The organism is Porcipelethomonas ammoniilytica, from assembly GCF_025567485.1.
GTDB lineage: Bacteria > Bacillota > Clostridia > Oscillospirales > Ruminococcaceae > Porcipelethomonas > Porcipelethomonas ammoniilytica.
Window position 1 is genome coordinate 36,792 of record NZ_JAOQKH010000005.1, and the last position, 23,159, is coordinate 59,950.

Here is a 23,159-nt window from a genome sequence, read left to right on the forward strand (position 1 = left end):
ATATATATATTCTGATATTTGTTTTTATTGCATACTTTTTCATGATTGAGAGAATGATTGAAACACGTCATGCAATTACATTTAATAGTTTATCTCACTCCAATTTAGAATGGAAAAGATTTTTTCAATTTTTATTTCTACTTATTATGTCTGTACTTTGGTTCATCTCAGCTTTTCGTGATGAACATATAGGGTCTGATCACGGAAATTATGTAGATGCATTTCATAATATAGAGAAGAATGGTGATGCATACTTTACTGAGAAAGGGTATGTGCTTTTAAACAAGATAGCCATAATAATAGGCGGTGGGACTGTTACTTTAACAATACTTGTAACCACTCTTATTTTATTGAATTTTATTATCTATATAAGAAAATATGTATCACCTGATTATTATATCTTTTCCATTTTAGTTTTTGTGTTCCAGCCTTATCTCTACATACAATGCTCTTTTAATATTATGCGTCAAGGGTGTGCCATTGCAATAGTTTTGCTGTCAATTCCTTTTTTACTTCAAGGAAAATGGGTGAAATACATATTTACTATTTTAATTGCTTCTACCTTTCATTCTTCAGTGTTAGTTATGCTTTTATTGATTTTATTCAGAAAAATTGATTTTACACCTACTTTAATACGGAGATTGGCAATAATTTGTTTGATTATGAATCTTCTCAATGTTGGAACGTTGGTTTTTAAGATTATTTCTCGTTATAGCTTATATGAAACATATGACGCATCTTTGCTGAATTTTAGACCGTATGTGTTTGCCATAACATTCATTGTTTTGTATTTTACGTCTATTTACTCTGAATTATATAAAAGTAAGGAAGAAAAAGTTCTTGTAGATTTATTTATTTTGAGCTTAGTATTTCTTATATTTGCTGTTCAAAATGATATGCTATACCGTGTGTATATTGTATTGGCTTTTATCTCTATTCCGGGAATAACAATTATTTGTAAAAACTTAAAAGGAAAAAGAAACTATATAGAATTATGTTTTGTCGGCTATTACTCTTTATTCTATATTTTCTATGTCTCTCTTTGGTATATCAACAATGATACTGCATATATGCCTTTTAAATTTATTTTTGAGTAAGAGGGAGAATTTATTATGAAAAAAGTAAACGACTTTATATATGACCCATTAAATTTTTCCTGTAGTTACCCAGAAAATAAAATTGTGAGGCTGAAAATAATATGAGTGATTCGAGAATAAAAAATTCAAAAAGGAATTTAAAAAGTGCAATAATTCTACAGATTATAAATATTATTTTACCTTTTGTTGTACGTACGCTTATTTTATATAAACTTGGTGAAGAATATCAGGGACTTAATGGTTTGTTTACATCAATTCTTCAGGTACTTAACCTAACTGATCTAGGTTTTTCTTCAGCTGTCGTTTATATTCTATATAAACCTATAGCAATTGGAGATAATGATACAGTTTGTGCATTGATATCATATTTAAAAAGGGTTTACAGAATAATAGGAATTGTTATTCTCGCTATAGGATTGATATTGCTTCCTTTTTTAAAATTTCTTATTAAAGGTTCGTATCCTGATGAAGTAAATATTTATTTATTATATCTTATATATCTTTCTAATTCTGTTATCTCATACTGGTTATTTGCATATAAAACTGCATTGCTTCTTGCAATGCAGCGTGCGGATCTTACAGATAAAATATCGAGCATAATTAAAAGCAGTATGTTTATTGTACAGGCTGTAGTTTTATTTGTATTTGGTAATTATTATGTTTATGTTATTTTTCTTCCGATATTTTCGATAATCAATAATTTATTAGTACAATTTGTTTCAAAAAAATACTTTCCACAAATCACTCCGCATGGAAAAATATCTGAAAATATAAAAAAAGAAATTACAAAGCAAGTCAAAGGTGTCTTCTTTAATAAGTTGTCTAATGTTTGCAGAAATACGATAGATACAATTGTAATTTCGTCATTGGTTGGACTAACAAGTGTTGCGATATATAATAATTATTTTTATATTTTTACAGCAATATATGGAGTGTCGCTGACAGTTTCAAATTGTATGCAGGCAAGTGTCGGAAACAGTATAGCAACGGAAGGCGTAGAAAGAAATTATAAGAATTTAATAAAATTTACTTTTATTTTTTCATGGTTAACAAGTATGTGTACTATATGTTTATGTTGTCTTTATCAGCCTTTTGTAAAAATATGGATGAGTGGCAACAAAAATTTGATGCTTTCTGATTTTAATATGTTTTTGTTCTGTACATATTTTTATGTAATAACATCATGCAATATAAGAAATTTATACGTAAGTGGTTCGGGTTTGTTTTGGGAGCTGAGACTATCATATTTTATGGAAGCAGCAGGAAATATAATTTTAAGCTTTGTGCTCGGTTATTATTTCGGAGTTACGGGAGTTTTACTTGCAACAATAATTACCATTGTGCTGTTTAATTTTCTGTCAAGGAATAGAGTGTTATTTAAATCATATTTCCAAAGAACAATAAAAGAGTATTATATCGACCATGTTTTATATTTATTTGTTACAATTGTAAATTGTATTTTAACATATACAATATGCTCGCTTATTCATATAGAAGGAATGGCAGGATTAATAATAAAGCTTCTAATTTGTCTGTCTATACCAAACGCTTTAAACTTACTTGTATATTTTAAAACCAAGCGTTTTAAAGAAGCTTTTAAATTTATTAAATCTGTATTTATAAGAAAAAATAAAATTTAGTTTCAGAGGTGCAAAATGCAAAATTTAGACAATCAAACAATACTTATAACAGGTACGGCAGGGTTTATCGGCAGCAACCTTACAAAGGAAATTATACATACCGCAAGCAATGTGACTGTTATTGGGCTTGACAGTGTAAATGATTATTACGATGTTTCACTCAAAGAATACCGACTAAATGAAATTGAAAATCTTGCAAAAGAAAAGAGTGGCTGCAATTGGAAATTTATCAAGGGAAATCTTGCGGACAAGCTGCTTATAGATACAATTTTCAGCGAATATACTCCAAAGATAGTTGTAAATCTTGCTGCACAGGCGGGTGTACGCTATTCTATAACAAATCCCGACGCTTACATAGAGTCAAATATAATCGGTTTTTACAATATCCTTGAAGCTTGCAGAAATTATCCAGTTGAACATTTGGTTTATGCAAGTTCGTCAAGCGTTTATGGTGGAAATACAAAGGTTCCGTTCAGTACTGATGATAAGGTTGATAATCCTGTATCGCTTTATGCCGCAACAAAAAAATCAAATGAGCTTATGGCACATGCATACTCAAAGCTTTATAACATTCCATCAACAGGTCTTCGTTTTTTTACAGTTTACGGACCTGCGGGACGTCCTGATATGGCATATTTCAGCTTTACCGAAAAACTTGTTAAAAGAGAGAAAATCAAGATTTTTAATTACGGCGACTGTAAGAGGGATTTTACTTACATAGACGATATTGTCGAGGGAGTTAAACATGTAATGGTTAAGCCGCCCGAAAAGAAAAACGGAAATGACGGACTTCCGATACCACCGTACAAGGTATATAATATCGGAAACAGCAGTCCAGAAAATCTTCTTGACTTTGTTCAGATACTCAGTGAGGAGCTTGTAAAAGCTGAGGTGCTTCCACAAAATTATAATTTTGATATGTATAAGGAGCTTGTGCCAATGCAGGCAGGTGATGTACCTGTGACATATGCCGATACATCAGACCTTGAAAGAGATTTGGGTTTTAAGCCGAAAACAAGTCTTCGTGACGGTCTGAGAAGCTTTGCCCAGTGGTATAAGGAATTTAACAGCAAATAGGAGATGATAAAATGAAAATAGCTGTAGCAGGAACAGGGTATGTCGGGTTGTCATTGGCTGTTTTGCTTGCACAAAATAATAGGGTTTATGCGGTTGATATTGTTCCGGAAAAGGTAGAAATGATAAATAACAGAAAATCCCCTATACAGGATGATTATATCGAAAGGTATCTTGTCGAAAAAGTGCTTGATCTTACAGCAACCCTTAACGCAAAGGAAGCTTACTCTGACGCTGATTTTGTTGTTATTGCGGTTCCGACAAATTATGACAGCAAGAAAAATTTCTTTGATACATCGGCAGTTGAAAATGTGATAAAGCTTGTAATGGAGTATAATCCTGAAGCGATAATGGTTATCAAATCGACCATTCCGGTAGGATACACAAAAAGCATACGTGAAAAAACAGGAAGCGGAAATATCATTTTCAGTCCTGAATTTTTACGTGAAAGTAAAGCGCTTTATGATAATCTTTATCCTTCAAGAATTATCGTGGGAACAGATATGGAAGATGAAAAACTTGTAAAAGCGGCACACATATTTGCAGATTTACTTTCTGATGGTGCAATTAAGGAAAATATTGATATTCTGTATATGGGATTTACAGAAGCTGAGGCTGTAAAGCTTTTTGCAAATACTTATCTTGCGTTGAGAGTATCTTACTTTAATGAGCTTGATACATATGCAGAAATTAAAGGTCTTGATACACAGCAAATTATTGATGGTGTATGTCTTGATCCTCGTATAGGAACACATTACAATAATCCGTCATTCGGATATGGCGGATACTGTCTGCCAAAGGATACAAAGCAGCTTCTTGCTAATTACAAGGATGTACCTGAAAACCTGATTGAAGCCATTGTTGAGTCAAATAAGACTCGTAAGGACTTTATTGCCGACAGAGTGCTTGAAAAATCAGGTTGGTACAGTACGGATGATGAATTTGACACAGGTATTGAAAAGTATGTGACGATTGGTGTTTATAGGCTTACTATGAAGTCAAACTCAGATAATTTCCGCCAAAGTTCAATTCAGGGAGTTATGAAAAGGCTTAAATCAAAGGGAGCAATAGTTATTATATATGAACCGACTCTCAATGACGGAGATACATTTTTTGGAAGCGTTATAGTTAATGATCTTGAAAGATTTAAGAAGATATCTGATGCAATTGTTGTGAATCGTTATGATAAATGTCTTGATGATGTATCTGATAAGGTTTATACACGAGATATCTTTATGAGAGATTGAAAGGAAATAAAAAATGGAGAATAGTTATACTATAAAAGAACTTATCGGATTATTTCTGAACAAAATCTGGATTATTATCATTGTAACAATAGCAGGCGGAATATTATCATTTGGATTTTCAAAGATGTTTCTCCCATTTGAATATTCATCCCATGTTTCCATGTATGTTCAAAGTTATACAGGAATTTCAGATCAGATGGCTGATCAGAATAATATCAGTAATTCCAAACAGCTTGTAAATACATACATGGAAGTATTAAAGGACGACGCTGTTATGGCAGCAATTGGTGAACTTCTTCTGGAGCAGTTTGATGAAGTAATACTTTCTGAAAATTTCACGTTTAATATGTCAGGTGAGATTGAAACTGAATCACTGCGCAAATGTATTGAGCTTAGTACTGTAACGGATACATCTGCCGTTAAGGTTATAGCAACTGCGAAAAATCCTGAAATTGCAGCTTCAATATGTAATAATCTTACATCAATAGCGCCTGAATATGTGGCAAAAGCGGTAGGTGTGGGTTCTATTAATACAATTGATAAGGCAAAGGTATATGAAACACCTGTTGCGCCTAATGTTATAAAAAACACATTACTTGGTATGGCAGCAGCATTACTGATAGTAGTAACGATTATTCTTATTACAGATTATTTTGACAATACTGTCAAGGATGTGGCATTACTTGAGAAAAAATACAAAAAAGCTATTATTGGTGAAATACAAGAATTTGCAGCGGAGAGAAATGATAAGTCTTCAAAAGATAATTACAGCAAGCTTACGGATAAGGATATTCCTTTTTATATTGTTGAAAGATATAAGTCTATCAGAACAAATGTAAATTTCTCTCTTGCAACATCTGATAAAAAAATATTTGCTGTATCTTCGGCGAATCCGTCTGAGGGCAAGTCTATAATTTCCGCAAACATTGCTATTGCGCTTGCACAGGGCGGAAACAAGGCACTTCTCATTGACGCAGATATGAGAAAAGCGGTTCAGCATAAAATATTTGAGATTAAAAATAAAAAGGGTCTTTCAACAGCTATCAGTAAAATGAATAAGCTCGATGAGTGTATTCAAAAGAATGTAATGGAAAATCTTGATGTAATGACATCAGGACCTCTCCCACCTAATCCGTCTGAGCTTTTAGCATCTGAAAATATGTTAGCTATACTTGATGAGCTTAACAAAAAATACCAGATAATTATTATTGATACACCGCCTGTTAATGTTGTTACAGATGCAATGGAGCTTGCAAAATGTGTATCGGGTATTGTTGTTGTATTATGTTATGGAAGAACAACTACGGAAGACATCGAAGCAGTTGTAAAGAAAATGGAATTTTCAAAGGTCAATATGCTCGGATTTATTCTTAATAGTATTAAGAATAAGCGTAGCGGAAGATATTATTCCAAATACAAGTATGATTATAAGCGTGGCTATGGTTATTACGGAGAAAAAACGGATAAAAATGAAACAAAGAATGAAAAGAAGTGAGGTTGAGAATATTGCGCACAGAATATCATTGTCATATACTGCCCGGAATTGATGATGGAGCGCATAATCCCGAAATGTCGTTGGAAATGCTTGAAATGATGCGTATGCAGGGAATTGAACGTGTTGTTGCCACACCGCACTTTTATGCACATCGTGAAAAATCGGTTGAAGATTTTCTTGAAAAAAGAAAGAATGCATACAATCGTATAAAGGAAAATAAATTTATAAAGAATATTATTTTGGGTGCGGAGGTTGCGATTGAACATGGTATTTCCGAAATGAAGGATATAGAAAAACTTGTAATTATGGGAACGAATTTAATTATGCTTGAACTGCCTTATCGTTCGTATGAAAAATGGATATCAGAGGAAATTTATAATATTTCAGCGGAGTACAATCTGAAAGTTATTATTGCTCATGTTCACAGATACTTTGAATATTACAGTAGTTCCGAAATTGAAAGAATACTTTCAATAAAGCCTGTATTTCAAGTAAATAACGAAGCTTTTGAAAACCGCAAGGAAAAAAGATTTATAAAAAATCTAATAAATGAAGAGAAAGAGATAGTTTTCGGAAGTGATGCACATAATTTGACAAGCAGAAAACCTAACTGGGATTTGCTGCAGAAAAAGGTGGATGTTTCCATTATAGAGACTTCGGATAAAATGCTTGAAAGGTATGCAAACTACATGGCAGTTAAAGTATAAGATTTATAATAATTATTCAATCAGAAAAAGATAGTATGGTTCACAGAAGTATTGGTTTTAGTTGTACACATTGAAAAGGGTTACAGAAAACAGCCAAAATTACGGTAAATACGTAATTTTGGCTGTTTTGCAATTAGATTTGTCGGAATTAATCGAATTATTTTTTAAGTTCTAAGGTTCATGCAATTATTTGATTGCAAATAACTATATACGTTGCCTTATTTCCTGATCACTTATAAAATTATCCAAGTGGAATCAATTCTGAAACTGTTGAATTGCCCTGAGAATCAGTAACAATAAACATACATACATAATTTTCAGGATTTTCTATTGGAGTTACTTCGAGTTCGTATCCAGATTTAAGATTTTGTTCAAATCCCATTAGTATTCCGGAATTTTCCCAGTCGAAAAACTGGAGGAGTTTGCCGTTATCATCTCTTGTAAGGTAGCTGCATCTGCCGACAACTGACATAATATTATAATCATCAATATCAAGCAGCTGTTTGTTTGCACGTTGAATTTCTTCGTCATCAGATGAAATAGGAACAGCGTTTCTTATTATTCCGTCAGGGTGTTCTTCATCTACAACGATCTGAAGATTTGCACTGGTTGTTGCAAAATCATCTTCTGTTTTAGTAAGTACGACTGAGGTAAGATATCTTTTTTCTGTAGAAGAAGAATCATTGTCAATTAAAACCATAGGAATATCGGAACGTTCTCCGGTTTCCTTATCTTTCATATACACCACATTATCGCTATAGTAAGCATGAAGAACTCCGTTATCGTCCATTTTTACATTTTTGCCGCCATGGATAAATACATACATATCTTCAGCACGTTCATCTTCTCCGGATTCAATAAAACCGCCTGCTTCGGCTTTGCAGAGAATATAGTATGCAGCTGTTCCGAAATTTTGCTGTTGTTCCTCTGTAAGCGCAAGAGAAATATCACTGCCGTTTTGAGAACCGTTTTCCGGAGTAATTTTTTCTACATTTGTTTCTGCTTCTTCAACTGTCCATTCATCAGCAATCTGTTCTCCGTTTTTTATAGAGTTGAATTTTTTAAGAAAGCTTGTATAACCTGAAGAAAAATCAATACTTTCTTGCATGGCTATGCAATATTCAGAATATTCGCTGTCTGTCTGATATGGATAACAGATGGATACGCCTCCTGCATTTGCAGTGTTGGTACGCATATACATTATCATATCGTTTATAGAGGTTATTGTTTCGTCAGCCGAAGCGTCAGAGTCGGCTGAAAGAAGTTCAAGAAGATTTGTTATGTCTACAAGACTGTAATTAAAGTCTGAACTATATGTACCGAAATCTTTTACATTATCACGGTTTCTTACCGCTTCAGGGTAGGTATTGCTATCAAGGTTACTATTAATATTTTCAAAAAATGCATTGAGCTGATCTTCAGCGGTCTGATATTTATTTAAATCCATACATGACAGTGTTAAATCGGAGTAAAACTTTGGATATTCTTCAAATACTGCTTCACTGAAATCCATATATGCATCAATGATTTTTTGACCTAATCTTGCACCGTCCATATCAGGTTCTGAAAGTGAAGAAAGAAACGAGTAATTCCAGCCCCAGCCCGGTTCAGTTTCCTGAGATGAGATTAAATAGTTGGAATAATCGGAAAATACATCAGCAACTTCAAGAGAACTCATAAGGCAAGCATCGAAACCGATCCATTCAAGTTTTTGACCTGACTGACCTACTGAATTTTCCAATGCGGACTGCATTTCAGGAAGTGTAAGCAAATCGTTGTAATTTTCATCTACACCAAATCCGAATACCGGTCCGGCGCCATGATTCCAGAGAATCAAGCCGTATTTATCAGTGTTGTAATTTTCAAGACCATATGAAATAAATTCACTTAAGGTATCCGCTTCACCCATATTTTTTGCGTCTGTGGAAGAAATTTTAGTAAAACCGTTTGATTCAAGCTTAAATATGGCGTTTTCATCAGCGTCAATTTCAGGTGTTTGCCATTGTGAAGCGCCGCCTGTATAAACAATTATGTTATTGTTATCAACATCCGGCATAGCCTCCTGCATTTCCTGTAAATCAAGAGAAGCATTGCCGTATTCAGACTCCAGATCAGAACCTACCATGTAAATCATAATAGTCTGACTATAAACTTTTCCAGTCGAGTCCAGCGTATCAAGATTATTTATAATATTGACTTCGTTTGACGGCGTAACACTAGTGCCTGATACATCGCTTGATGAAGAATCGTTTCCGAAAATATCTTTATTTGTTTTTTGAGTTTTGTCTGAATCCTTGCTGCATCCTGTTGATGCTGCTGTCAGAATCATAGCGGAAGTTAATGCTGCTAAAATTCTTTTCAGAATTAATGCTTTTTCTTTCATATAAAATCTCCTTTAATTAAACTTTTAATATTATATCACAAACATAAAATAAAGTCAATTAATTGGGATAATATTAAAATATATGAAATTTAAATAATCTGATAAAATAAACCGTGCTTTGTACAGTTCCATATAAGTTTTCCATGAGAAAAAGCCGGAATGCGTGTTTGCAAGTTCCATTCCGGATACTGTTTTCTTATTATCAGACTGTCTCCAGTTAAAAGTGCGACAAATGAAATGTAGTGTTCTTTTGTCATTTCGTGATTTGTTGAAATGAAATAATCAGTTTCAATATTTTCTATACTTAGTTTTTCTTGTTCATTAGCTTTTTGCGGTTCTGAAGCTGAGAGCTTTTTACCGCAGCAGGATATAGCGGCATCTTCTGAAGAAGTTATAATATTTCCGCATTGCGGACAGATATAGAATTTAGTTTTTTTCATATTTCCTCCTGTAATAGAATTTATATCAAGCTTACCTGACAACAGTTCTTCCAGATTTACTTCTAGTATTTTTGAAAGATCAGGGAGAAGCGATATGTCCGGACAGCCTAATCCCCGTTCCCACTTAGAAACGGTTTTATCACTGATATTCATACGTTCAGCCAATTGTAATTGTGTAAGCTGTTTTTCTTTTCTAAGCGTATAAATAAGATTTCCTATTTTAATATTATTCATGTGCTTTTCACCTCCGGAATTATTATAACATTATATTGATTTAAATACAATAAACGCTCCGTAGAGTTAACAAAAAAGAACAAGGACAGTTCAACTGTCCTTGTTTGTTAAAAAAAGCTAAGCTGACTCATTTCATATCCGGATTTATATGCTGAAATTATGTCCTTCATTTTGTAAATAATACCATATTTCAGACATTCGGATTCAAAGATTTTCCATAGTCTTCCGACATTTTGGATTGTACATTTATATGAATTACCGTAATATCTTATATATTTTTCACGAAGATTACTTTCCGGAAATATTACGTCTAATTTATCGAAAAAATATTCTCTTTGATTTTGCCGTAATGTTACGCCGAAGGAGGGATAAATAAATTTACCTCCGCATTTTGCCGTTTTATGAATAATATTTAAAATATTTTCTTCGTTATCCTCAATAAAAGGAAGAACAGGCATGAGAACTACTCCGGAAAATATACCGTGATTGCTAAGTGTACGCATTGCTTCAAAACGCTCGCTTGACAAAGAGACATGCGGTTCGATTTTTCTGCAAAGACTGTCGTCAGCGGCAGTTATGGTAAGCTTGCAGATAACAGGGGAGTGTTCTTTAATATTTTGAAGAATGTCGATGTCTCTTGTAATAAGAGCGCTTTTAGTGACAATGGAAATACCAAAATTAAATGCGTCGATCAGTTCCAGACTGTGTCTTGTAAGCTGGAGCTCTTTTTCAAAAGGATTGTAAGGATCACTCATAGCGCCTGTTCCGATAACGCCTGAGCGTACTTTTCTTTTCAGTTCGTCACGGAGCAGCGGCAGCACATCTTTTTTGGCTCTGACTTTATCGAAATTATCAATATTGTAGCATTCGCTGCGGCTGTCGCAGTAAATGCATCCGTGACAGCAGCCACGGTAAATATTCATATTATAATCTGTTCCGAACCATTCTGTACTTTTGCATTTAGTAAGAATAGTTTTAGCATCAATATATTCCATTAGTATCCCAGCGGTTCAGCAACAAGTATTACTTTTATTCTGTTTTTATGCCTTTGTTGTGCAGATACAAGGAAATTGCAGCATATTCTGTCGCTGCTGCTGCAACCGGAGGTCATGCCGGGACATGACTGTCCAAATGCGGCGCATTCGCCTGTTTCATTACAGTATGTTTTACAGTTCAGACGAACGGTATTCGCAGGCGCTGCTGTGGATTTAACACGGTTTATAGCTTCGTCCAGATTTTTTACAATTTTGTTATATCCGGCTACCACGATAACTGATTCAGGACCGTATGCTATTGCTGCGATTCTATTACTGTTTCCGTCAACATTATAAAGCTCGCCGTTTTCGGTGATTGCATTGGCGCTGGTGAAATAAGCATCGGTACTGAAACATTTAATGTAGAATTCTTTAATATTTTCCGGAGTAAAGTTTGCACGGTCTAAAAAATTATAATCAGGAGTTCTCAGTAAATCAATAATACCGCATTGAGTCAATGATACTGAGCCTCCGCTGCCTATAATATCACCCTTTTTTATAAGTGTTTTTACAATATTCAAAACTTCGTTTTTATTGTCTGCAATAAAAACCTGCATATTATTTTTTTCTAGCGCTTTTTTGGCTTTTTCCATTCTTAATTTTATTATTTTTTCGTAATTTTGGTCAGTCATATTTTTACCTCCATTTTATTATATAAAAAGGGTAAGAATTTCTTACCCTTTAAATTTGTTTATTAAGATGCTGTTTTAAAATCAAACGGATCATAACGCTTATAAGCCTTTTCATTTTTTTCTATACTATATCCTGCAACCCATTCGTTGAGCTTATCCTGTAGATCATCGGAGAACATGTTAAATCTAGTACTATTAGCTGATGTTTCGCTCCATAGATCTTCATCGGTCATACGTTCCGTTATGTCAAGTCTTACTGCCACATAAAGAGTGTCTTCATCTTCAATAATTTCCGGAATATTGGTTTTTGCATCGTTATATACCCAGTCATAGAATGTTTTTGAAGGAGTATACTGAATTTCTTCTTCTTTTGTATTTTCGTCGGTAGTAACTACGGAAATGATTGTTTCATTCGCATAAGGATTAGCAGTAGTAGTTTCTGATTCTTCACTACCGGCTTCGGAAACAGCCGTAGTAACTGTTGTTGTTTCAGATGATGAAGCTCCTTCGTTTTCAGCAGTTGTTACATCGGCTTCATTTTCTGATGTGTTTTCATTATCAGAAGTTGACGTTTCGGAAACAGTTTCAACTGAGGTTGTTTCTGTGACAGCTTCAGTAGCGGCTTCGGTTGTTGTTTCTTCACCGGCAGCTTCAGCTGCTTTATCTGCAACATATTTATCGTATTCCTCCTGCATAAGATCAAATTCTTCCAGCATTTTATCAGTAGAATCTGCATTTTTTGCACGTTTGAGGAAGTCGTCAGCCATGTCTGTAATTTCTTTTTTACCTGCCTCGTCAAGGTCGTTGCCTTCCGAGTCATGAAGATCCAGACCGATATATTTTACTCTGGCGTTATTTTCAATATAAAAGTTTTTTACATCCTCTTCTTTAACTCCTTCCGTACCGTTTTCACCGTAAAGAGCTTCAAAAATCTCATTGCTTTTATAAGTATTGGTCATTATTTCCTTTAATGATTCTTTTCCGATTCCGTTGCCTTCAAACATATCAGGATTATTTTCGTAAGCGCTTTCAACGCTTGATTCAATACTTTCTATATCGCTTTCTTTCAAAGACAATTCCATTTCATCAAATTTTTTCATAACGGCAACATGTTCAGCGCAGGCTGTTGTTGTTTTGTCTTCTACCCACTGTAAAAAATCCTTGTCGTTTATTTTGACCTTTTTAAGAGCTTTTTCATCAGTAACATCCAACTTTTCATTAGCTTTTTGAGCAAGATTTTTGGCTTCCTGAAACGCAGTATACTGATAATAAATATATACGCCTGCTTTGACCTGATATCCGTCAACAGTAAGTGCATAAGCAGTAGATTTGCCTGTACCGCATCCGGCGCATGATAAAACCATTGCAGACGCAATAATGCCGGTTAAAATTTTTTTTGCTTTCTTTAACATGATTATTCTCCTGTTCTGCCGCAGAGCAACGGTTTTTAAATAAATATTTCCTGCGGCTTTTAAAATATTTCAGAAATTCCGTTGCTGCCGTCTGTGATGGCGGACGGCATGCCAATTTTGATTTAATATTAATTCACATATTCAATATGCGAGGTGTTAATAAAATGTCAGATACTTTATAATTATACTATATTACTGCTTATAAGTCTATACTTTTATCAAATTTTTTTAAAATTTTCATAAAAATTTCAAAAATATTGAATAAATGAATTAAAAATGTTATAATATAAAATAACTATATATTAAATTGGAAGTGTTAAAAATGAAGGTACTTATAACAGGCGCCAGCTCGGGTATTGGAAGGGATATGGCGAGATATCTTTCAGAAAAAGGGTTTGAACTTGTCCTGACCGGCAGAAATATGAAAAAGCTTGAGGAATTAAAGAAAACTCTTAAATCAGATGCAGAATTAATATATTCCGATTTGTCTGAAGAAAATGCACCTTTTGTACTTTATAAGAAGTGTAAAGATAAGAACATTGATTTTCTTATAAATAATGCGGGATATGGATTATTCGGTGAATTTGACAAAACGGATATTTATGACGAACTGGATATGCTGAATGTCAATATACGTGCTATGCACATACTTACCAAGCTTTTTCTCAGAGACTTCAAACGCAGGAATTACGGAATAATTTTAAATGTGGCGTCCAGCGCCGGATTTATGACAGGTCCTCTGATGTCATCATATTACGCTTCTAAGAACTATGTTTTGCGTCTTTCTATGGCGATATATGAAGAACTTAGAAGAATCCGCAGCAATGTTAAAATAAGTGTTTTCTGTCCGGGACCTGTTGATACGAATTTCAATAACAGAGCCGGAGTTTCTTTCAGCGTTAAATCAATTTCCAGCGAGTACGCTGCAAGATATGCCATAGATAAATGTTTAAGCGGAAAAACTCTTATTATTCCGTCAGTTCAAATGAAGCTGGGAGTATTCTGCACGAGACTTGTACCGCAGAAATTACTCTCTGCCGTTACGTACAATATACAGCATAGTAAAAAGAAATAAATTAGGTTTAGGGAGTTTCGCTGTAATTTCCTAAAAATTTAAAATATTCAAGTTCGTCTGATAATTCTGTCAGAAGCGATTTTACCTGAGGATTTTTAATATTTCCTGTAAAATCCAGATAGAATATAACATCAAAACTGCCGTCCGCAATCGGGCGGTTTTCTATTTTTTCAAGATTCATATTATTGACAAAAAATTTTGTAAGCAATCTGTAAAGGCTTCCTTTTGAATTAGGAAGTTCAAGAGTTACTGCAATTGTGTTTGCATCGTCTGATATAAGAAAATCCTTTGAAATACAAATAAAACGAGTAAAATTCGGAATAACATTTGAAATATTAGATTCAATTATCTCCATATCATAGAGCTTAGCGCAGCTTTCAGAACAGATTGCCCCGCAGTCAAATCCGGATTCGCTTACATACTTTGCGGCAGTAGCGGTATTTTTTGATTCAACCGGTTCAAAACCGGATTTTTTCAGAAATCCGGAACATTGTTTGAGCGCTTGAGGATGTGAATAAACCTTTTTTATATTTTCAATTTTAGCACCTTTTTTTACGGCAAGACAGTTAGTGATTTCTACTTTTACGGTTTTTGCTATAAATACATTGTATTTTCTCATAAGGTCATAATTTTGAGTAACCGAACCGGCGGTGGAGTTATGTATGGGAATGATGCCAAACTGAATGTCGCCTTTTTCTACAGCCTCAAAAACATCTTCAAATTCCTGATAAAAAACGATTTCATTTTCGGAAAACAGTTTTCGTGCGGCAGCTTCGGAGTTTGAACCTGACGTACCCTGACAGCCGATCTTTCCGGTACAGTTCATATTAAGAGGAAGAGGATGGATAAAGTCCTTTTCCTTTAAAAGCTCCTGCTGCTGCAGACACTTGCTTATGTCCATAATTTCGGTAAAAAGCGCCGCCGAACCGTCTTTTAAATGTTCAGGGCTTCTGTCACGCACTTTTTTTATAATTTCCTTCTCTCTGCCTTCCTGAAAAATAGGCAGATTGTTTTCTTTTTTATAAAGCGCAACCTGACGGCATAGATCCATTCTTTTTTCAAATGCGCTTAAAATTTCTTTATCAAGCTTGTCAATATCGTTTCTTAATTGGTTTAAATCCATTTTTTCTTTCCTTTCATAATGCGTCTGAATATTATTATACATTTATTTTCCATAAAAATCAATCGTCAATTTGCTGAAATGACTTAATTTGACTTTTATAATTATAGTAAAATATTAATTTGACAAATCTAATAGTTTAATCCAAGCAGAAACAATTAATTTTATTAAATGAAAGCTGCTCTTTTGAGTACTCCTGCGGCTTATCATGCGATATATTAATAAGAATATCCAAATAAATATTGAGCATTTTATAACAAATTTTCCTGTAAGAAATATTATGAAAATATGACAATATTTGATAAATGAAAAGAAAATAATTTAATCAGTATGCTAAAATTGTTTATTTTTCCTTGACAATAATTTACTTGGGTGGTAAAATCATATTATAATAAAAAAGGAGGTCATTTATAATGACAAAGAAAAGAATTATAAGCTTGGCAACGTCAATGTTATGCGCTGCAAGTATTTGCGGGGGGGGGCACAGCCACTAACCGTTAATGCAGCATTATATAGCAGTGAAATGACTAGTGGTAATTTCCTGTATAAAAAAGTAGATGTGAATTATGATCATACATACGATTACATAGAGATAACCGGATGGACGTCAAATTCTGGTGAAAAGGTTGAAACATTAACAATTCCTACAGTAATTGACAATTTATCAGTACAGAGCATTCAAAGCAATGTTTTCTATGATAATAAGGATCTGTATGAAATAAATGTAAATTCATCAAATGAATACTTCAGCGCTTTAAACGGAGTTTTGTTTAACAAGGATAAGTCCGAACTTATCTGTTATCCGGCAGGAAGAAAAGTATCGACAAATTATGAAATTCCTGGTGTTGTAAAACATATAGGAATCGGTGCTTTTTACAACTGTTCAGTACTTGAAAATGTTGTTATTCCAACAAGTGTGGACAGTATAGGGGACAGCGCTTTTTATAATTGTTCCAGTCTGGAAGATATAGATATTCCGAGAAATGTATCAAGCGTGGGAGCTAATGCTTTTAAGGGAACAGCAATGTTAAATTATCAGATCGCAAATGCAGGTCCTTTATACTATGCGGATACATGGGTAATAGGCAGTACAAGCGGTATTGAAACTATTATTGACGGATCAACTCCTATAAAATCAGGTACAACAGGTATTGCAGATAATACGTTCAGAGGCTGTACCAAGCTTTCAAACGTTGCAATTCCTAACACTGTTAAGTATATCGGAGATTCCGCATTTGAAAACTGCGGCGAATTGGCTATAATTACTATTCCTTCAAGTGTTGAAAGTATCGGCGGATATGCTTTTTCAAATTGCAGCCGTCTTACTACAATGGATATTCCTAACAATGTAAAGAACATGGGAAACGGTGTTTTCTATAATTGTACAAAGCTTTCTGAAATCAAGCTCTCAACTAGCTTAGGTGCTATTGGCATCAGCGCTTTTGAAGGCTGTAAGCTTCTGACAGCCGTAGATATTCCGGCAAGTGTAGCTTCTATTGGAGATAAGGCTTTTTATGGCTGCTCAGGACTTAATACTATAACAATTAATAATGCTAAATGTGAAATTTATGACAGCGGTAATACAATCAATAAAACTCCGATCACAATTTGCGGCGCTAAGGGTTCAACAGCTGAAAGCTATGCTACAAAGTACAATAAGACATTCAAGGAAGTAAGCAGCAGCGGCGTTAAAGGCGATGCTAACGGAGACGGTGTACTTCGTGCAAGCGATGCGGCATTTATAGCAAAGAAGCTTGCTGAGGCTTCAATTTCCGGCAGTAAGGTAACAATTACAGCTTATCCGAATGCAGATTTTAACGGTGACGGTAAAATAACAGCTGCAGATGCTGCGGCAATTGCAAAATATCTTGCAGAACAGAGTATTAAAAAGTAATAAATACAAATTAATGCGGACGTGTAAAAGCGTCCGCTTTTTTGTATTTAGAAAACTCTCAGATAAACTCAGTTACATAATATAAACAATTTCTGATTATGTTCAAGATATTCAAATTAAATTTTGAAAACACAGTATTATCAAACTGAAATTAATAAGTGTAATCTAGTTTGTTACGGATCTGATTTACGGTGGGTAAATGAAGATGATAAAATAAAGCTTCGTCTCGTAAAAAGCGACCATGAAGTACTTATAAAGCTTTTTAATTGTTGGTCATTAGCATAAAAAAATTTAAAAAAGCTTAAGATTAATTGAAAAATAAGCATATGAACTGTGCTGATGTTGTACGTATGTGCTGATGTGTTTGTGCTTTAGCACGATTTGAAAGTGAAATATTTTATGCAGTTTGTAGAAAAATACCATAAATTAAAAAAAGTTTCGGTCAAATCTATAAGAAGTAACATAAATGACTGACTTCATTGACAAGAACTTCATTTAATTGATATAATATAGACAGTTAAAGAACATAAATCGACAATAGAAAATGAGCAGGCAGCGTCGCCGTAATATGGCAGGACGCTGTCTGCTTTTTTATTTAACTGAGAGGACTGATAGTATGGCTGAGATGGCAAGAAATGATGTAGAAATTATGCTTGATAACGTAGGCATGATTTACACAGCAGCAGATGGGAAAGATGTACAGGCGCTTACAAGTGTGAGTATGAACATACAAAAAGGTGAATTTATTTCTCTTTTAGGACCGTCAGGCTGCGGAAAAACAACGCTTCTGCGAATTATTGCTGATTTGCTTCAGCCAACGTCCGGCAGAGTTGAAATTGGCGGTGAAACTCCAAGAGAAGCTCGTCTGAAACGAAAATACGGAATGGTATTCCAGAGCGCAGTTCTATATGATTGGAGAACAGTGATCAAAAATGTTGAGCTGCCCCTTGAAATAACTCATCAATCCAGGGCAGAACGGCATGAAAGAGCTTTGAAAATGCTTGAACTTGTAGGACTTACTGAGTTTCAGAATCATTATCCTCGTCAGCTTTCCGGAGGTATGCAGCAGAGAGTCGGTATTGCAAGAGCTCTGGCGCTTCAGCCGGAGATACTGCTTATGGATGAACCTTTTTCGGCTCTTGATGAATTTACAAGAGAAAAGCTTCATATCGATCTGCTTAAGATCTGGAGAAAAACCAATAAGACTATCATATTCGTTACACATAATATTTCCGAGTCCGTATTTCTTTCCGACAGAGTATGCGTGCTGTCACCTCATCCCGGAAGATTATCCGCTGTAATTGATATTGATTTACCCAGACCGAGAACTATGGACATTAAGGATACTCCTGAATTTACAGCGCTTGTTTCAAAAGTAAGAAACAGTTTTGAGGGCGTTTAAGGCGGTGATTTAATTGAAAAAGGTTAAAAAGATACTCACATCGAAAATATTTGTAATATTTATCTGGATTGCGGCTCTTTTCGTTTTATGGGAAGTATGCGCCGCACACGTTGCAGAAACCAAACGTACACCGGAAAACATTCTTCCTCATATCAGCGGTATAATCAATTCATTGCTGAGTGATAAGAAAATAAACGGCAGTCAGACGGCTTTGCAGATGGTACTGGAAAATGCCGGAGCAACACTTTCACGTGCCGGAGTGGGTTACTTAATAGGAATTGCGTCTGGTTTTGTACTGGCTCTTTTGATGAGTCTTTCCGGAATTGTTGAAAAGATTGCGTTTCCGTATCTTATGCTTATTCAGTTAATTCCGATTCTCGGCATGGCTCCGATCATAAATGCAATTACCGGAGATATCGCAGTAAGCCGAATTGTAATTGCAGCAATACTTACATTCTATCCGGTTGCAACAAATACACTTGCAGGTTTCAAGTCGGTACAGAAAGAAAAGCATGAACTGATGTATTCATATGCTGCCAATAAATTTCAGATTTACACCAAAACAATGATACCGGCATGTATACCGTATTTCTTTACAGGGCTAAAAATTTCTGCTCCAATGGCAATAACAGCGTCAATTCTGGTTGATACTCTTCAGGGCGGAATCGGACTTGGCTGTCTGCTTTCACAGTCTCTAAAAGGGGCAATGACAAGGTATGTTTTCTGGGATATCGTATTTTTCAGCGCTGTTATCGGCATACTCAGTTTCTATATAATGGGAGTGGCTGAAATGATACTTTGCCCATATAAACGCACAGGAAAATCTAAAAAGAAAGGGTGAGAACAATGGCAGTACTGAAAAAGAAAAAAAGAAAATCAGCTGTTGAGTCAGTATTATATCCGGCGCTGTTCGGTGTTCTCATTATAGTTATGTGGCAGACGGGAATACTGCATAAACTTCTGAAAACAGATGAATATATATTACCGTATCCCACAAGGATCATCAGTATTATTTTTGAAAATAGCGACAAAATAATGACTAATGTATGGGCGTCGGTTGAAGTGGCAGTCTGCGGACTGATTTTAGGTTCGCTGTTGGGCTATATCATAGCAATTATAGCTGCAATTTTTCCGATCTACGGAAGCGGCGGGCTTACAATAGTATCAGCATTTAATGCTATCCCTATCGTTGCTCTTGCACCTGTTATTATTAACTGGACTAAAGATGTCAGTGAACAGGCAGAAATACGAAGCATGGTTGCGAAGATAATAGTGGTAACTGTGGTAAGTATGGCGTCAATGAGTGTCAATGCTTACAGGGGACTTACAGAACTTACGCCTTTCTCACATGATCTTATGAAAACCTATGCTGCAGGAAAAATTACAGAATTTGTAAAGCTGCGCCTGCCAAACAGTATTCCGTATATATTTACTGCTCTCAGAGTAAGCGTTCCGGGTAGTGTAATAAGCGCTCTGGTAAGTGAATATTTTGCAGAGTATATTATCGGAGTAGGCAGACAGATCCGTGAAAATATTCTTATTGCACAGTATTCAACAGCCTGGGCTTATATAATTACAGCTTGTATAATAGGCATATTGATGTATGCAGTTCTTATGATAATTGAGTCGGTATTGTTAAGGAAACGCAGATAAAATGTGTTTCTGATAATATAAATAATCCCATTAAACAGGAGGAATTTATTATGAAAAATTTAAAGAAAACACTGGCGGCAATTGCGGCATTAACAATGGTAACGGCATCTATGTCTGGATGCGGATCATCGGAGGATAAATCATCAGGTTCAACAGCATCATCTTCCGGAGAAAGCGTTTCTTCATCATCAGTATCAGAAGAGAGCAATGGGGAAATGTCTAACGAAGAAAGAATCATTTCGGCAGCTCAGGAAGGAAAAGTCGGTAACTGGGGACTTGGAAATGAATATGAAATCCTTGCTCTGCTCACAAAGTACGGTCAGGATACGACATATCTTTCTCAGTCATTTGATATGGACGGATTTGACGACGGTTCAATTACTCTTGCTTCAGCCATGACATACAATGAACTTGGTCTTGTAGTAAACGACTACGAAGGCGGCTACGGCTACGGTGATACAGTCGGCACAATTGATATGAACGATGAAGGTGTTGCAATGCTTGAAGATAATCTCTTCTGTACTAAAGAATTTGCAGAGTCAAATCCGAATACTGTAAAAGCATTTGTTTATGCTTCAATGGAAGGTTGGAAATATGCCTGTGAACATCCTGATGAAGCGGCACAGATCGTTTATGAGGCAGGTTCTTCTGTATCTTCTGACCATCAGGCATATATGGCATCAGAAGTAAAGAAACTGGTTGAGACTGATACAAAGGGTAATATTGTTACTGATTACGGAAAAATGGATGAGGAGGCTATGCAGCAGACTCTTGATCTTGCTAAGCAGTATATTTCACTTGATGACAGCGCTGCTGCTGAAAAGTTACAAACACTCACACTTGATGATATCCGTGATACATCTTATTGGGAATCCGGAATGGCAAAGGATTTTGGTGAGCCTGAAAAGAAAGACGTTTCTGTACAGCTCAAATGGCTGCCGCAGTGTCAATTTATGGGTTATTTTGTAGCTGAAGCAAAGGGTTACTATGACGAAGTAGGACTTAATGTTGATATTATCTCCGGCGGCGGTGACATCGGCGAAACAACAGCAGTAAACAATGGTACTGTTGACTTTGGCGTAACATGGGTATCCAACCTTATTTCCGCAAACGCAGGCGGTATGGATCTTCTTGAAGTTGCACAGGTTTATCAGCGTTCCGGACTTGTTCTGGTATATAAGAAATAATTGATTTATACTCTGTATGGACGGGCATTGCCCGTCTGTCAGAATTTCTGAAAGGAGTAAAATTGCTATGGATATGATTATAAAAAACGGTACAGTTGTAACTGATTCAGAAATGTTCAGAGCTGATGTTGCTGTCAAGGACGGAAAAATTGTTTCTATCGCTGAGAGCATCAACACCGGTGGCTGTAACAATGTTTTAGATGCAGAAGGCAAGCTTGTCCTTCCGGGCGCTATTGACGCACACACTCATCTGGCAATGCCATTTGGCGGAACCATTTCCTCTGATGATTATTTTGCCGGAACAAGGGCCGCTGCCTGCGGCGGTACTACAACGGTATTTGATTTTGTATTGCAGGATTTCGGCGAATCAATGGTTGACGCCGTTAAACGCCGTGACGCTCTCTGTGCCGGAAACGCTGCTGTGGATTATTCTTTTCATGTAGCTGTAAAGGATGTCAGCAACAGACTTATTGATACTATTGAAGATTGCGTGAAATTCGGTGTACCTTCATTCAAGGTGTTTATGGTATACGATTTTGGTGTGACAGACGGCGTATTTTATCAGGTACTGCAAAAGGCAAAAGAATGCGGTGCGCTGATAGGAGTTCATGCAGAAAATAATGAAATGGTGAATATGTTCACAAAGCAGTTCCTTTCAGAAGGCAAAACAAGTGCATGGTATCACTATATGTCTCGTCCGGAGTTTGTCGAGGGAGAGGCAGACGAAAGAGCAATTCAATGGGCAAAGGCTGTGGGGGTTTCGCTGTATATCGTACATCTTGCCAATAAACAGGGCGTTGAGGCGGTAACAAAGGCAAAAGATGAGGGCTACACTATCTATGCAGAAACTTGTCCGCAGTATCTTGAATTTACAAGTGATGTTTATAAGCGTGAGGACGGCAGAAATTTTGTATGTTCTCCTCCGATGAAAGGCGAGGAAAGTCGTCAGGCGCTTTGGGAAGCAATCAGACGAGGCGATATTGATACAATTGCGACTGACCATTGCCCTTTCCAGTCATATGAAAAAGACTGGGGTAAGGATGATTTTTCAAAGATTCCAAATGGCTGTGCGGGAATTGAAAACATGTATCCTTATATGCTGTCCGCAGCAAACGAGGGGAAAATACCATATACTAAGGCTGTGGAGCTTTGCTCAGCAAATCCTGCAAAAATTTTCGGCTGCAAAACCAAAGGCAGTATAGCTGTGGGCAAGGACGCTGATATCGTGATTTATGACCCTTCAGTTGATTTCACTATCACAAATGATAAAATGCATTCAGATTGCGACCATACTATCTGGGAGGGTGTAAAAGTACATGGCTATCCGGTTAAGACCTATTCAAGAGGTAAGCTTGTATATGAAAATGGCGAATTCAGAGGCGAAAAGGGATGGGGAAAATTTATTAAGTGTTCTCTTATATAATGAAATTGCA

At 35.6% G+C, this 23,159-nt stretch carries 19 protein-coding genes; 13 read left to right on the forward strand and 6 right to left on the reverse strand.

The features are described from left to right. Window positions 1–53: 53 nt before the first annotated feature. The 6 genes from OCV67_RS05370 (at window position 54) to OCV67_RS05395 (ending at window position 7,260) form a co-directional block, all read left to right on the forward strand. Window positions 54–1,097 (forward strand): EpsG family protein, encoded by a 1,044-nt coding sequence (locus tag OCV67_RS05370; protein ID WP_178085014.1) that lies wholly within the window; start codon window positions 54–56, stop codon window positions 1,095–1,097. A gap of 101 nt (window positions 1,098–1,198) precedes the next feature. Further along, window positions 1,199–2,737, forward strand: coding sequence for a lipopolysaccharide biosynthesis protein (locus OCV67_RS05375; RefSeq protein WP_147642963.1), 1,539 nt, complete (start codon window positions 1,199–1,201; stop codon window positions 2,735–2,737). A gap of 15 nt (window positions 2,738–2,752) precedes the next feature. After that, window positions 2,753–3,814, forward strand: a complete 1,062-nt coding sequence (locus OCV67_RS05380) for an NAD-dependent epimerase/dehydratase family protein (RefSeq protein WP_147642964.1) — start codon at window positions 2,753–2,755, stop codon at window positions 3,812–3,814. A gap of 11 nt (window positions 3,815–3,825) precedes the next feature. Further along, on the forward strand, window positions 3,826–5,058 hold the full coding sequence (locus OCV67_RS05385) for a nucleotide sugar dehydrogenase (protein WP_147642965.1): 1,233 nt from the start codon (window positions 3,826–3,828) through the stop codon (window positions 5,056–5,058). Between the two features lie 13 nt (window positions 5,059–5,071). Further along, a complete protein-coding gene (locus OCV67_RS05390) occupies window positions 5,072–6,553 on the forward strand; it encodes a polysaccharide biosynthesis tyrosine autokinase (RefSeq protein WP_147642966.1) in 1,482 nt (493 codons plus the stop codon). Window positions 6,554–6,564: 11 nt separating this feature from the next. Further along, a complete protein-coding gene (locus OCV67_RS05395; RefSeq protein WP_147643088.1) occupies window positions 6,565–7,260 on the forward strand; it encodes a CpsB/CapC family capsule biosynthesis tyrosine phosphatase in 696 nt (231 codons plus the stop codon). A gap of 241 nt (window positions 7,261–7,501) precedes the next feature. Here the strand turns inward: OCV67_RS05395 and OCV67_RS05400 are convergent, their stop codons facing one another. The 5 genes from OCV67_RS05400 to OCV67_RS05420 form a co-directional block, all read right to left on the reverse strand. Next, the gene (locus tag OCV67_RS05400) at window positions 7,502–9,643 is read right to left on the reverse strand and encodes a clostripain-related cysteine peptidase (protein WP_147642967.1); all 2,142 of its coding nucleotides are present in this window, start codon (window positions 9,641–9,643) and stop codon (window positions 7,502–7,504) included. 89 nt (window positions 9,644–9,732) lie between these two features. Continuing rightward, entirely contained in the window at window positions 9,733–10,317 is a 585-nt protein-coding gene (locus tag OCV67_RS05405; RefSeq protein ID WP_147642968.1) for a helix-turn-helix domain-containing protein, read from the reverse strand. A 107-nt stretch (window positions 10,318–10,424) separates the two neighbouring features. Further along, entirely contained in the window at window positions 10,425–11,312 is an 888-nt protein-coding gene (locus OCV67_RS05410) for an SPL family radical SAM protein (RefSeq protein WP_147642969.1), read from the reverse strand. Next, on the reverse strand, window positions 11,312–11,983 hold the full coding sequence (locus OCV67_RS05415) for a lactate utilization protein (protein WP_147642970.1): 672 nt from the start codon (window positions 11,981–11,983) through the stop codon (window positions 11,312–11,314). Before OCV67_RS05415 ends, OCV67_RS05410 begins: the two co-directional genes overlap by 1 nt. 62 nt (window positions 11,984–12,045) lie before the next feature. Beyond that, window positions 12,046–13,395, reverse strand: coding sequence for a hypothetical protein (locus OCV67_RS05420; protein WP_147642971.1), 1,350 nt, complete (start codon window positions 13,393–13,395; stop codon window positions 12,046–12,048). Between the two features lie 322 nt (window positions 13,396–13,717). Between OCV67_RS05420 and OCV67_RS05425 the strand changes: the two genes are divergently transcribed. Continuing rightward, window positions 13,718–14,470 (forward strand): SDR family NAD(P)-dependent oxidoreductase, encoded by a 753-nt coding sequence (locus OCV67_RS05425; RefSeq protein WP_147642972.1) that lies wholly within the window; start codon window positions 13,718–13,720, stop codon window positions 14,468–14,470. Between the two features lie 7 nt (window positions 14,471–14,477). Here the strand turns inward: OCV67_RS05425 and OCV67_RS05430 are convergent, their stop codons facing one another. Further along, window positions 14,478–15,635 (reverse strand): bifunctional chorismate mutase/prephenate dehydratase, encoded by a 1,158-nt coding sequence (locus OCV67_RS05430; protein WP_262644318.1) that lies wholly within the window; start codon window positions 15,633–15,635, stop codon window positions 14,478–14,480. A 478-nt stretch (window positions 15,636–16,113) separates the two neighbouring features. Here OCV67_RS05430 and OCV67_RS05435 point away from each other — a divergent pair, with 478 nt between their 5' ends. The 6 genes from OCV67_RS05435 (at window position 16,114) to hydA (ending at window position 23,149) form a co-directional block, all read left to right on the forward strand. Beyond that, complete coding sequence (locus OCV67_RS05435) at window positions 16,114–17,484, forward strand: leucine-rich repeat protein (protein WP_178085015.1); 1,371 nt, start codon at window positions 16,114–16,116, stop codon at window positions 17,482–17,484. A 616-nt stretch (window positions 17,485–18,100) separates the two neighbouring features. After that, entirely contained in the window at window positions 18,101–18,886 is a 786-nt protein-coding gene (locus OCV67_RS05440) for an ABC transporter ATP-binding protein (protein ID WP_147642974.1), read from the forward strand. 13 nt (window positions 18,887–18,899) lie between these two features. Continuing rightward, window positions 18,900–19,727: an ABC transporter permease gene (locus OCV67_RS05445; RefSeq protein ID WP_147642975.1), complete on the forward strand. Its 828-nt coding sequence runs from the start codon at window positions 18,900–18,902 to the stop codon at window positions 19,725–19,727. A 5-nt stretch (window positions 19,728–19,732) separates the two neighbouring features. Then, entirely contained in the window at window positions 19,733–20,539 is an 807-nt protein-coding gene (locus OCV67_RS05450) for an ABC transporter permease (RefSeq protein ID WP_178085016.1), read from the forward strand. A 50-nt stretch (window positions 20,540–20,589) separates the two neighbouring features. Then, window positions 20,590–21,726: an ABC transporter substrate-binding protein gene (locus OCV67_RS05455; RefSeq protein ID WP_147642976.1), complete on the forward strand. Its 1,137-nt coding sequence runs from the start codon at window positions 20,590–20,592 to the stop codon at window positions 21,724–21,726. 16 nt (window positions 21,727–21,742) lie between these two features. Then, complete coding sequence (gene hydA, locus OCV67_RS05460) at window positions 21,743–23,149, forward strand: dihydropyrimidinase (protein WP_147642977.1); 1,407 nt, start codon at window positions 21,743–21,745, stop codon at window positions 23,147–23,149. Window positions 23,150–23,159 lie beyond the last annotated feature (10 nt).

Bases quoted from the DNA above. Each gene is read 5' to 3' on its own strand.
- OCV67_RS05415 (WP_147642970.1), bottom strand. From the start codon at position 11,983: ATGACTGACCAAAATTACGAAAAAATAATAAAATTAAGAATGGAAAAA.
- OCV67_RS05450 (WP_178085016.1), top strand. From the start codon at position 19,733: ATGGCAGTACTGAAAAAGAAAAAAAGAAAATCAGCTGTTGAGTCAGTA.
- OCV67_RS05425 (WP_147642972.1), top strand. From the start codon at position 13,718: ATGAAGGTACTTATAACAGGCGCCAGCTCGGGTATTGGAAGGGATATG.
- OCV67_RS05440 (WP_147642974.1), top strand. From the start codon at position 18,101: ATGGCTGAGATGGCAAGAAATGATGTAGAAATTATGCTTGATAACGTA.
- OCV67_RS05435 (WP_178085015.1), top strand. From the start codon at position 16,114: ATGACTAGTGGTAATTTCCTGTATAAAAAAGTAGATGTGAATTATGAT.
- OCV67_RS05385 (WP_147642965.1), top strand. From the start codon at position 3,826: ATGAAAATAGCTGTAGCAGGAACAGGGTATGTCGGGTTGTCATTGGCT.
- OCV67_RS05430 (WP_262644318.1), bottom strand. From the start codon at position 15,635: ATGTATAATAATATTCAGACGCATTATGAAAGGAAAGAAAAAATGGAT.
- OCV67_RS05375 (WP_147642963.1), top strand. From the start codon at position 1,199: ATGAGTGATTCGAGAATAAAAAATTCAAAAAGGAATTTAAAAAGTGCA.
- OCV67_RS05455 (WP_147642976.1), top strand. From the start codon at position 20,590: ATGAAAAATTTAAAGAAAACACTGGCGGCAATTGCGGCATTAACAATG.
- OCV67_RS05370 (WP_178085014.1), top strand. From the start codon at position 54: ATGATTGAAACACGTCATGCAATTACATTTAATAGTTTATCTCACTCC.
- OCV67_RS05390 (WP_147642966.1), top strand. From the start codon at position 5,072: ATGGAGAATAGTTATACTATAAAAGAACTTATCGGATTATTTCTGAAC.
- OCV67_RS05420 (WP_147642971.1), bottom strand. From the start codon at position 13,395: ATGTTAAAGAAAGCAAAAAAAATTTTAACCGGCATTATTGCGTCTGCA.
- OCV67_RS05400 (WP_147642967.1), bottom strand. From the start codon at position 9,643: ATGAAAGAAAAAGCATTAATTCTGAAAAGAATTTTAGCAGCATTAACT.
- OCV67_RS05380 (WP_147642964.1), top strand. From the start codon at position 2,753: ATGCAAAATTTAGACAATCAAACAATACTTATAACAGGTACGGCAGGG.
- hydA (WP_147642977.1), top strand. From the start codon at position 21,743: ATGGACGGGCATTGCCCGTCTGTCAGAATTTCTGAAAGGAGTAAAATT.
- OCV67_RS05405 (WP_147642968.1), bottom strand. From the start codon at position 10,317: ATGAATAATATTAAAATAGGAAATCTTATTTATACGCTTAGAAAAGAA.
- OCV67_RS05410 (WP_147642969.1), bottom strand. From the start codon at position 11,312: ATGGAATATATTGATGCTAAAACTATTCTTACTAAATGCAAAAGTACA.